The sequence below is a fragment of the Curtobacterium sp. APC 4022 genome (assembly GCF_030407555.1).
Lineage (GTDB): Bacteria > Actinomycetota > Actinomycetes > Actinomycetales > Microbacteriaceae > Curtobacterium.
The window spans coordinates 1-10826 of sequence record NZ_JASDDD010000078.1 but is presented as its reverse complement, the minus strand read 5'-3'; the positions used below and the strand labels follow the sequence as shown (position 1 = coordinate 10826).

Annotated in this window: 10 protein-coding genes; 6 read left to right on the top strand and 4 right to left on the bottom strand. The window is 72.4% G+C overall.

Annotated elements, in window-relative coordinates; translation table 11 throughout:
- The first annotated feature begins 334 nt into the window (after positions 1-334).
- On the top strand, positions 335-805 hold the full coding sequence (locus tag QL987_RS16190) for a DUF2087 domain-containing protein (protein ID WP_290158652.1): 471 nt from the start codon (positions 335-337) through the stop codon (positions 803-805).
- Positions 806-862: 57 nt separating this feature from the next.
- Entirely contained in the window at positions 863-1543 is a 681-nt protein-coding gene (locus QL987_RS16185) for a hypothetical protein (RefSeq protein WP_290158651.1), read from the top strand.
- A gap of 24 nt (positions 1544-1567) precedes the next feature.
- Here the strand turns inward: QL987_RS16185 and QL987_RS16180 are convergent, their stop codons facing one another.
- A complete protein-coding gene (locus tag QL987_RS16180) occupies positions 1568-2830 on the bottom strand; it encodes an MATE family efflux transporter (protein WP_290158654.1) in 1263 nt (420 codons plus the stop codon).
- A 134-nt stretch (positions 2831-2964) separates the two neighbouring features.
- Here QL987_RS16180 and QL987_RS16175 point away from each other — a divergent pair, with 134 nt between their 5' ends.
- A complete protein-coding gene (locus QL987_RS16175) occupies positions 2965-3630 on the top strand; it encodes a GAP family protein (protein WP_181439291.1) in 666 nt (221 codons plus the stop codon).
- Between the two features lie 88 nt (positions 3631-3718).
- Here the strand turns inward: QL987_RS16175 and QL987_RS16170 are convergent, their stop codons facing one another.
- On the bottom strand, positions 3719-5071 hold the full coding sequence (locus tag QL987_RS16170) for a solute carrier family 23 protein (RefSeq protein WP_290158649.1): 1353 nt from the start codon (positions 5069-5071) through the stop codon (positions 3719-3721).
- A 116-nt stretch (positions 5072-5187) separates the two neighbouring features.
- On the opposite strand from QL987_RS16170, the gene QL987_RS16165 reads away from it, so the two are divergent.
- From QL987_RS16165 to QL987_RS16155, 3 genes are read left to right on the top strand one after another with little or no spacing between them, the layout of a single operon-like run.
- Entirely contained in the window at positions 5188-6666 is a 1479-nt protein-coding gene (locus QL987_RS16165) for a hypothetical protein (protein ID WP_290158648.1), read from the top strand.
- A gap of 47 nt (positions 6667-6713) precedes the next feature.
- Positions 6714-8678, top strand: a complete 1965-nt coding sequence (locus QL987_RS16160; protein WP_290158646.1) for a M13-type metalloendopeptidase — start codon at positions 6714-6716, stop codon at positions 8676-8678.
- Entirely contained in the window at positions 8678-9661 is a 984-nt protein-coding gene (locus tag QL987_RS16155) for a serine hydrolase (protein WP_290158645.1), read from the top strand. The genes QL987_RS16160 and QL987_RS16155 overlap by 1 nt, the downstream gene beginning before the upstream one ends.
- A gap of 154 nt (positions 9662-9815) precedes the next feature.
- On the opposite strand, the gene QL987_RS16150 is transcribed toward QL987_RS16155, so the two are convergent.
- The gene (locus tag QL987_RS16150) at positions 9816-10319 is read right to left on the bottom strand and encodes a hypothetical protein (RefSeq protein ID WP_290158644.1); all 504 of its coding nucleotides are present in this window, start codon (positions 10317-10319) and stop codon (positions 9816-9818) included.
- Positions 10320-10433: 114 nt separating this feature from the next.
- A partial coding sequence (locus QL987_RS16145; RefSeq protein ID WP_290158643.1) for a DUF4232 domain-containing protein occupies positions 10434-10826 on the bottom strand: 393 nt, incomplete at its 5' end.

Genomic DNA, 10826 nt, shown 5'->3' with positions numbered 1-10826 from the left:
GCCGGGCGCGGCGGGGCGCGCCGTCGGGCGGGAGGCGCGGCCCCAGGCGGCCACGCGCCTCCCGTCCAACCGTGGGCCGGGGCGGCGTCGGACGGGACGCGCGGGCCTGGTCGGCCACGCGCCTCCGCCCAACGGAAGCCGGCCCGAACCGCGGGATGCCGCGGTTCGGGTTGGCGCGGCTTGTGCGGGTCCGCCTCGAACCGCGGGGCGGCGCGGCCGGGCGCGGCCGGACGGGAGGCGCGGATCGGGCTGGCCACGCGCCTCCCGTCCGGTGGCGGTCGGCTCCGGCAGCGGGCCCCGGTACCCTCGCAGCCACACGACGGAGGGGACCGGGATGGACGTGCAGGCGGCGCTGGGACGGGCGCGACAGGTGATCGCGGTCGTCATGACCCCGAAGCTCCTGGCGGGGATCGGGAACGATCGTGCCCACGAGCTCGGGGACGAACGGACCCGGGAGGCCGTGGCCCGGTTCGACTGGATCGACGCGGACGGAGCCGTGGACGCCCGACTGCTCGGCCAGGCGAAGGACGCGGTCGAGCTGCTCCGGTCCGACCGGGCGGTGTTGCACGTCGACCGGATCACCGCGCTGCCGCTGGACGCCGGTGCGCGTCAGCAGGTGTCGACCGCAGTCGTCCGGCTCGTGTTCGACCGACTCGGGCCGTCACGCCGTGTCCCGGAGAGCACGCTCAACGCGGCGCTGGCGATGCTCGTCGCCGACGTGGCGCTGGTGCGGCGGGACGCCGTCGACGCGGGTGTCCTCACGCGGTCGGCGGACGGCTCGGCGTACGCGCTCCGGGCGGAGTGACCGAGTGACCGAGTGACGGGCCCGACCATGCCGCGGTGGGTGTGGTTGGTTGGGCTCGTGACCACGACCCCGAGCGCCCCTCCGGCGGCGACCCCCGACGCCGCGATGCTCGAAGCCGCCCGTCGTGCCGAACGGCTCGCCGAGCACGGGCCGACCGTCCACGGGCCGACCGTCCACGGGCCGTCCGTCACGGCTGTCATCGCCGTCGGCGCGGTGCTCCTGACCCTCGCCGTACCCGTCATCGTGTTCGGCGAACGCTGGTGGCCCGGGCCGGTCACCGTGGCGGTGCTCGGCACGGTGCTCGCCGTGCGGAACTGGTTCGTCGCCCGTCGGCGTCACACCCTGCAGCCGTTCCGGATCGCCACCGACGAGCGTCCGTTCGCGGTCCTCGACCGTGAGCAGCGGCAACGGACGGGGCGTCAGATCACCGGTCGCGAGCCGGTGTCGGCGGACAGCGCGCCCCTCGTCCGCGCTTTCCTGGAGTGGCAGCGGCGGTCGTCCCGGGTCGCTGCACCGGGTCTCGTCGCCCTCGGAGCCGTCATGGTCGGCTCGGCCTGGGGCCTCGCGCTGTCGTCCGGCGACGTGTGGCTCCTCGCGTTCCTGATCGTGGTGGCCGTGCTCATCGGCGCGATGGGCGCGGTCGAGGCACGTCGCGCGGAACGTGTCCTCCGGTCGTTGCCCGACTCGTTGCCGTCGACGGATCGATCGACGGCTCCGGCCACCGGTCCGGAGGCCTAGACCTGCCGTCCGGCGTACTCCGGTTCAGCGGGCGAGCGCTGCCGCGATCCACCCCGGCCGGTGTGCCCGGACCCCGAGCGTGACCGCGCGGATGCCGATGTAGCCGAACGAGAAGACCGCCCACAGCGACGCCAGGTCGTCCCCGAGCCACCACAGCAGCGGCAGGTACACGGCCAGGTTCACGACACCGGCGAGGGCCAGGTACCGGGCATCCCCGGCGCCGATGAGCACCCCGTCGAGCACGAACACGTACCCGGCGACCGGCAGCCCGGCAGCCAGGAGGACCAGAACGAGCGGCAACGCTGCCCGGACCGCACCGGAATCGGAGAACACCGGCCCCAGGATGCCGCTGACGGCGAGGGTCAGCGCCCCGAGCAGGACGCCACCGGCGATGCCGAGGAGGACGAGCCTCCCGGTCACCAGCCGGACGCGCTCGGCGTCCCGCGCCCCGAGCGCGTGACCGACCAGTGCCTGGCCGGCGATCGCCAGCGCGTCCAGCGCGAACGCGAGCGTGCTGAACACCGTCAGCCCGATCTGGGTGGTCGCGAGGCCGATGGTGCCGAGCCCGGTCGCGGACGCGATCGTGGTGAGCATCGCGATCCGCAGCGACGCGGTGCGGAGGAACAACCAGGCCCCGGAGCGCAGCGCCCGGACCACACCCGAGGCACCCGGTCGCAGCGGCGCACCGGAGGCGCGCGCTGCCCGGATCGCGATCACGACGTACACGGCCGCCATCGCCCACTGCACGACGACGGTGCCGGCCGCGGACCCCGCCACGCCCCACCCGAGCCCGTAGATGAGGAGGGCGTTGAGCAAGCCGTTCGCGATGAAGCCCACGGTGGCGACGACGAGCGGGGTCCGGGTGTCCTGCAGTCCGCGGAGCAACCCCGTCGACGCGGTCACGACCAGGATGCCGGGCAGGCCGATCAGCGAGACGAGCAGGTACGTGGTCGCGGCTGCGGACACCTCCGGCGCGGCGCCGAAGAGGTCGATGAGCGGACCGGCGAGCGGCCAGCCGACCAGCGCCAGGACGACACCGAGGCCGAGCGCGAGCCACATCCCGTCGATGCCGGCGTGCACCGCGCCGCGGCGGTCACCGGACCCGAGGGCGCGTGCGACGGCCGGGGTGGTGGCGTACGCCAGGAAGACCAGGAGGCCCGTGACCGTCTGCAGGACCGCGCTCGCCACGCCGACGGCCGCCAGTGACGTCGCCCCGAGGTGCCCGACGAGGGCCGTGTCGGTGAGCAGGAAGAGCGGCTCGACGACGAGTGCGCCGAGCGCCGGCAGGGCGAGCCGGACGATGTCACGGTCGACCGAACGACGATCCCGGCGCGCATCGGTCGCCGTCACGACGGCGGTCGCGGTCTCGTCCTCGGAGTCAGGGGGCACCAGGACATCCTGCCAATGGCTACGGTCGAGGTGTGGACGTCGTCGCACTCGTCCCCGCCGTGGTGGGGATCGCACTCAGTCCGCTCGTGATCGCCTCGGTCGTGTTCCTGCTCGGCCACCGGGGTGGGTACTCCTCCGCTGCCGCGTGCGCCACGGGGTGGGTCCTCAGTGTGGCCACCGCGCTCGTCGTCGCCGTCCTGCTCGGCGAACGGCTGCCGTCTCCCACAGGCGGGAAGACCGACGTCCGAGCCGTGATCGAGGTCGCCGCCGGTGTGCTGCTCCTCGGACTCGCGGTGTGGCAGTGGACCGTGCGTCGGCTGCCCGACGGCCGTCCGCGCAGCGCCGGGTGGTCGGACCTGATGGCGGCGATCGGGCCGGCGCGGGCCTTCGGCGTCGGCGTGGCCTGGTTCGTGACGAACCCGAAGGCGTTGGTGCTGTCGTTGACGGCCGGTCTCGTGGTCGGCGACGCGGACCCGTCGGTGGCGGGCCTGGTCGTCGCGGGGACCGCCTACGTGGTGCTCGCGGGGTCCACGGCCGTGCTGCCGATCGCGGTCGCGGCTGCGCTCGGGCGTCGAGCCGAACCGGTCCTCGTGGCCACGAGGCGGTTCATCGCGAAGCGCGGCTCCGTCGCCCTCGTCGTCGTCCTCGTGGTGCTCGGCGTGGTGCAGCTCGTCACCGGGGTCGTCGGGCTCCTCTGAGTGGTCGTGCCTGGGCCGTCGCATCTGGGCCGTCGCATCTGGCCCGTCGCATCTTGCCCGTCTTGTCGGGCCAGTCGTCTCCGGCCGGTCAGCCGCGCTTCGCGCTGTCCGGGCGGGGTTCGACGGGGACACCGCCGGTGGCCGCCCGCTCGGCGTCCGTCGCCGCGGGGCTGGCCGGTTCGGTGCCACGAGCTCGACCGATGAGGTCCATCAGGTGGTAGACGACGATCGCCGCGATGGTGCCGATGATGATGCCGCCGAACGTGGCACCACCGAAGTGGAACGTGAAGTCGGCGATGCCCATGATGAGCGCGATGCCCGCGGTCAGCTGGTTCTTCGGCTTGGCGAAGTCGACGCGGTTCTCGACCCAGATCCGGATGCCGATCACGCCGATCAGACCGTAGAGGGCGGTGGTCGCACCACCGAGGACACCGGCCGGGACGGTCGAGATGACCGCACCGATCTTCGGCGACAGTCCGAGCAGCACCGCGGCGATCGCAGCGACCCAGTACGCCGCCGTCGAGAACACCCGCGTCGCCGCCATCACGCCGATGTTCTCGCCGTAGGTGGTCGTCGCCGAGCCGCCACCGACACCGGCCAGGACAGTCGAGATGCCGTCGGCGAAGAGCGCGCGTCCGGTCAGCGGCGTGAGGTCGCGTCCGGTGAGCTGCCCGACGCCCTTCACGTGGCCGACGTTCTCGGCGACCAGGGCCAGGACCACGGGCAGGAACCCCAGGTACACGGCCATCTGTGACGGGTCGAACGCGGGTGCCGTGAAGGTCGGCAGGCCGACCCAGTCCGCCTTGGTGACCGCGCTGAGGTCGACCTGTCCGCCGATCAGTGCCGCGACGTAGCCGACCACCACACCGACGACGATCGACAACCGGCCGAGCAGTCCCCTGAAGAGGACCGTGCAGAGGACGATGGCCGCCAGCGTGATCACCGCGACCACCGGGGCGGCGACGAAGTTCTCCCGCGCGGCCGGAGCCAGGTTGAAGCCGATCAGGGCGACGATCGCACCCGAGACGACCGGTGGCATCAGGCGGTCGATCCACCCGGCGCCGGCCAGGTGCACGATGAGCCCGACGACGGCCAGCAGTGCGCCGACGACGATGATGCCGGACAGGGCGAGCGGGATGCCGCCGATCTTCGTCGCGGCCCCGATCGGCGCGAGGAAGGCGAACGACGAGCCGAGGTAGCTCGGCAGCCGGTTGCCGGTGAGGAGCAGGAACAGGATCGTGCCGATGCCGCTGAACAGCAGCGTCGTCGACGGTGGGAAGCCCGTGATGAGCGGCACCAGGAACGTGGCGCCGAACATCGCGACGACGTGCTGCACCCCGAGCCCGATCGTGCGGGGCCAGGTGAGGCGCTCGTCCGGCGCCACGATCGTCGCAGCGGAGACGGTGCGGCCGTCGCCGTGCAGCTTCCACGGAAGTCCCATGCGATGACCGTAGCGGGCAGACGGCCAGCGCGGCGGTCTGGGTTCGACCGCTGTGGAGAACGACTCGGGGCAACCGACGTGCCAGATATGGTGTGTGGAACGTCACGAGGAGCACCATGCGTCTGAACCACCCTGTCCTGGCCCCGACCGCAGTCGCTGCTGTCCTCGCCCTCGGCGCGCTCACCGCGTTGCCGGCGCTCGCCGCGGAGCCGGCGGCCGCAGCGGGGCAGCGTGCTCCGGGGACGTCCGGGGCCCAGCACCACGAGGGGGCCGTCGGCGTCACCACCGACTTCACGGCGGCCGTGCACTCGATCGCGCACGGCCCCGGCATCGTCACGCTCCGGGGGACGGTGGACCGCGGCACCAGCGTCGAGGTGGGCGGTGACGTCGTCGACCCGGTCTGGACCGAGGGTGACGCCGACGGACGCTGGGAGGCGCAGGTCCGGGTCCGCCGTGGCGAACACGTCATCCGGGTCACCTCGGCGGTCTCCGGGCAGGTCCTCGAGGTCCCGGTCGACCTGCTCATCCTGTTGCCGCCCGACATGCTGGCGACCGTCGACGGCATCGACCGGTCGATCGCGCTCGAGGGCTTCGCGTACCCGGATGCGCACCTCGTGGTCCGTGAGTCCGACACCGTCCTGGCCGAGACCGATGCAGCGGAGGACGGCTCCTGGCAGGTCGTCCTCCGTGACCTGGCCTTCGGCGCGCACCACATCGAGGTGGCGCAGTACTTCGACGGGACCCAGAACGGCGGCGTCGACGACGTCTACCAGGTGTCCGGTGCCGCGGTCGTCGAGACCACCTCGGTCTCACGCGAGACCGGGCGCATCACGCTGGCCGGCCGCGCCCCGGTCGGCACCACCCTCACCTTCACCGACGCCGCCGGCCCGGTGACCGACGGGGACGGCACACCCCTCGTCGTCGAGCTCGGCCGCGACACCGGATGGCAGGCCTCCTTGCCGATCCCGGACGACGTCCGCTTCGACCGGATCACCGTCGTCACCGCGGACGGCGACGACGAACTCGGGCGCACCGAGACCCGGGTGACCATCCCGATCGCGCTCGCCGGCGGCGTCGAGGAACTGCCGGACGGTCGGGTGCGGCTGCACGGCACCGGTGAGCCCGGCGGGACGGTGACGCTCGAGGACCAGGCCGGGACCGCGATCACCGACATGGCCGGAGCGCCGATCCGGACCGACATCGCGCGGGCGTGGGAACTCGTCGTGCCCCGAGCGGAGCTCCCGGCGGGCAGCGTCATCGCACGGCAGCGGGTCGGGGGCGTCGAACAGGGTGCCCTCCGCCTGGTCCTGCCCGCGCTGCCCGAGCGCCCGGGATCCGGGGCCGGTTCCGGGGCCGGCAGCGGGCCGGGTGTCGGCACGGGCGCCGGGGGTGGTGTGGTCACCGGCCCGGGTGTCGGCCGGCCCACCGCTGGCCGGTTGCACGCCGACGTCCACAGCACTGCCGCCGGTCGACTCGCGTACACGGGCGCCGAACTCGTCCGCCCGACGGTCACCGCCGGCGTGCTCGTCCTCCTCGGCGTGCTCGCGCTGCCGTGTGCCGGGGTGCTCCGCCGACGCGCAGCCCGACACCGATGAGCGCCGACCGGGTGGCGGACGGTGCCTCGGTGGCTATCGTGGTGAGCATGACCGACGTCGCAGGCACCACCGGAATCCGTACCGACGAACTCGACGAGTCGGTGCGGCCGCAGGACGACCTCTACCGGCACGTCAACGGCAGGTGGATCGACGAGACGCCGATCCCGGACGACAAGGCCCGCTACGGCTCGTTCACCGTCCTGGCCGAGGAAGCCGAAGCCGCCGTGCGCACGATCATCGAGCGCGCACAGAGCGCCGCGCCGGGCACCGAACAGCGCAAGGTCGGCGACCTCTTCACGTCCTTCACCGACGAGACCGCGCTCGAGGCACTCGGGTCCGCCCCGATCGAACCGCTCCTCGCCGACATCGCCGCGATCGAGGACAAGGACGACGTCCTGCGCATGGTCGGCCGCTTCGAACGACTGGGTCTGCCGAGCTTCATCCAGCTCTTCGTCGACAACGACCCGGGCGACCCGGACGCCTACGTCGTGTTCCTCGAGCAGTCCGGCCTGGGTCTGCCCGACGAGTCCTACTACCGCGAAGAGCGCTTCGCCGACATCCGCGAGAAGTACCGCGAGTTCGTCGGCTCGATGTTCCCGCTGGCCGGCTACGACGAGAGCGGCGACCGCACCGAGCACGTCATCGCCCTCGAGACCGCCATCGCGTCGGCGCACTGGGACAACGTCGCCACCCGCGACAGCCAGAAGACCTACAACAAGCTGCCGTGGGACGAGGTCTCGGCGCTCGCCGAGGGCGTCGACCTGCGGCTCTGGTGGCAGGCCATCGACGCACCTGCCGGAGCGTTCGACACCGTCGTGGTCCGCCAGCCGTCGTTCCTCACCGGTCTGGCGCAGCTGTTCCGCGAGCAGCCCCTGCCGGTCTGGAAGGACTGGCTGTGCTGGCAGGTCATCCGCGCGTCGGCGCCCTACCTGACCAGTGCGTTCTCGGCGACGAGCTTCTCCTTCTACGGCACCGCGCTCACGGGTGCGCCGAAGCAGCGTGACCGCTGGAAGCGCGGTGTCTCGCTGGTCGAGGGCGCGATGGGCGAAGCGGTCGGTCGCATCTACGTCGAGGAGCACTTCGACCAGACCTCGAAGGCGACGATGGACGACCTCGTCGCCAACCTGGTCGAGGCCTACCGCCAGAGCATCACGGGCCTCGAGTGGATGACCGACGAGACCCGGGCCCGCGCGCTCGACAAGCTCGAGAAGTTCACGCCGAAGATCGGCTACCCGGTGAAGTGGCGCGACTACAGCGCCCTGCCGGTCACCGCCGACGACCTGCTCGGCAACGTCCGGGCGATCGCGTCGTTCCAGGTCGACCGCGAGCTGGGCAAGATCGGCAAGCCGATCGACCGCGACGAGTGGTTCATGACCCCGCAGACGATCAACGCGTACTACAACCCGGGCTTCAACGAGATCGTCTTCCCGGCCGCGATCCTGCAGTTCCCGTTCTTCGAGGCCAGCCGCGACGCCGCTGCCAACTACGGCGCCATCGGTGCGGTCATCGGCCACGAGATCGGGCACGGCTTCGACGACCAGGGCTCGCAGTACGACGGCGACGGTCGCCTGCAGAACTGGTGGACCGAGGCTGACCGGCAGGCGTTCGAGGAGCGCACGAAGGCCCTCATCGCCCAGTACGACGCCCTGGTGCCGACCGAGGTGCCGGACGGCCACGTGAACGGTGCCCTCACCATCGGCGAGAACATCGGTGACCTCGGTGGGCTGTCGATCGCATGGAAGGCCTACTTGATCTCCCTCGACGGCGCGGAGCCGCCGGTGATCGACGGCCTGACCGGTGCCGAGCGCTTCTTCCTCAGCTGGGCGCAGGCCTGGCGGATGGCGATCCGTCCGGAAGAGGCCGCACGGCTGCTGAGCATCGACCCGCACTCGCCGAACGAGTTCCGCTGCAACCAGATCGTCCGCAACATCGACGTCTACTACGACACCTTCGACGTCTCGGACCGTGACGCGATGTACCTGGCCCCGGCCGAGCGCGTCGCCATCTGGTGATGACGGAGCCGGACGCGCCGCACTCGTCGCGCCGGCGCCGCCCCGGACGCCCCGCTGACGACGGCTCAGCGGGGAACGGTCCCGCCGGCGGTGGTCGAGCCGGCGGTGGCGGTCGGAGCCGTGGCAAGCACCGCGGTGGGGCGGACGAGCGCTTCACCGCCACGACGGAGGCGCTCGGCACCATCGCGCAGGACGGTGCCGGGGTCAGCGCCTCGATCATCGACACCTCGACCGGTCGCGCCCTGCTGGCGATCGACGACCGGCTCGTGCAACCGGTCTCCGGGCTCGGACGCGTGCTGCTCCTCATCGAGGTCGCGGCACAGCTCGAGGACGGTCGGCTGCACGGCGACCGTCTGCAGCGCATGGCCCGGGACACCGCGACCGGGGCAGGCCTGTGGCAGTTCCTGCAGGAATCGACCATGCAGGTGTCGGACCTCGCCACGCTGGTCGGTGCGACCGCCGACGCCTGGGCGACGAACGCCCTGCTCACGACGGTCGGGATCGACGCGGTGCGTGCCCGTGCCGAGTCGCTGGGTGTCGAACGGTCCGCCCTGATCGACCGTGTTCGGGACCGCCGCGGTCCGGACGACGCCCCGGACGTGTCGGTCGCTGCCTCGGGGGAGCTCAGTTGGCTGTTCCGGGGGCTGGCGCTCGGCGAGGTCGTGGACCAGACGGTGTCGAACCGGGTCCTCGGGTGGCTGTCGCTGGCGGCAGACCTGTCGCTCGTCGCCGGGTCGTTCGGACTCGATCCGCTGGCGCACCGGGCACTCGACCACGGCCTCCAGTCCGTCGCGGTGACCGGGTCCGGGCCGGGGATCCGGGCTGAAGCGGGCGTGCTCCGTGGCCCGGCGTCGTCGGTCTGTTACGCCGTGACGGTGCGGTTCGAGGACGACTCGCTGCAGCGTCGGCTGGCGGTGGTGGAGGCGATGCGCACGATGGGCACTGAAGTGCTCGAGGTCGTGCACGCCCCCGCCGAGCGCTGAACCAGCGAACGACGAACCAGCGAACGACGAACCAGCGAACGACGAACCACCGAACGACGAACCGCCGGATGCTGAACCACCGAACGACGAACCGCCGAGCGTTGAACCACCGGACGTAGACCCGCCGACCGCTGCGCCCCCAGCACAGCAGCGTTCAGGACGCCGCGTCCCCGCGCTGCCGGTCGTAGTCCCCACGCATCCGCCACCCGGCCATCGCGCGGGTGACCTTCCCGTGTGGTGAGCGGGTCAGCACGGACCAGAGCGCCAGCACGACGAGGACGATCGGGACCGTCGCCGCGGCGAGCACGATGCGCCGAGGCACCGCTCCACCGTCGTCGAGCCAGCCGACGTGCACGAGGTGCAGGAGCAGGAAGGCGAGCGTCGAGACGACGATCACGATGCTGGTCCGCCAGTACCGACGGACGGCGTCGCGGAACCCGGTGTCCAGGACCGTGCCCTCGGCGAGTTGCACGGTGTCCCCGACGGTGAAGGTGTGCGCACCCGCCCGGAGCACCGTGCGATCGTGGTCCGGTACTGCCGGCTGTCCGCGACGCGGGCGCTGCCAGTCGACGTCCTCCAGGTGTTCGACCTCGTCGTCGATGACGAACCACCCGCCCTCGAGGTCATCGGGCCCGGTCACGATGCGGTGGCTGCTCACCGCCCCATGATGGCGGACCGCGACCGGCCCCGCGGACCGCGACGGGCCGGCAAGCCCGCGACCGGCCCGCAGACCGCGCGCAACCCCCGGACCGCGACCAGCCCACCGCCAGCACTACCGCTGCTGCTGCCCCTCCGGCACGAACGCCCGCACGGACAGCAACTCCGCGGACTGCTGTCGGCACGCCGTGTACGCCGTCGACGCGACGAACAACGACTGCTTCGACCCGGGCGGGTAGACGCGGAACCCGTCGGGCTGCTGCGTCGTGCAGTTCCCCGGCTCGAGGTTCCCGGCCTGCACGATGCGGAGCGGCGCGTACGCCGTCTGCCCCGCGGCCAGGGTGACGGTCGGGTTCGCCCCGCTGCGGTCGAGCTTCGACGGCGCCCCGATCTGCGTGCCGTTCCCGTCGCCCACGAAGGACACCCCCGGCCAGCCCTGCAGCGTGCACGAGGCGCTGCCGGTGTTCCGCAGCGCCTCGTGCACGCTGCAGGGCTGGCCGGGGGTGTC

What these genes read in the sequence shown, in the direction of transcription:
- QL987_RS16190 (WP_290158652.1), top strand. Translation starts at nt 335, where the DNA reads ATGGACGTGCAGGCGGCGCTGGGACGGGCGCGACAGGTGATCGCGGTC.
- QL987_RS16170 (WP_290158649.1), bottom strand. Translation starts at nt 5,071, where the DNA reads ATGGGACTTCCGTGGAAGCTGCACGGCGACGGCCGCACCGTCTCCGCT.
- QL987_RS16165 (WP_290158648.1), top strand. Translation starts at nt 5,188, where the DNA reads ATGCGTCTGAACCACCCTGTCCTGGCCCCGACCGCAGTCGCTGCTGTC.
- QL987_RS16160 (WP_290158646.1), top strand. Translation starts at nt 6,714, where the DNA reads ATGACCGACGTCGCAGGCACCACCGGAATCCGTACCGACGAACTCGAC.
- QL987_RS16155 (WP_290158645.1), top strand. Translation starts at nt 8,678, where the DNA reads ATGACGGAGCCGGACGCGCCGCACTCGTCGCGCCGGCGCCGCCCCGGA.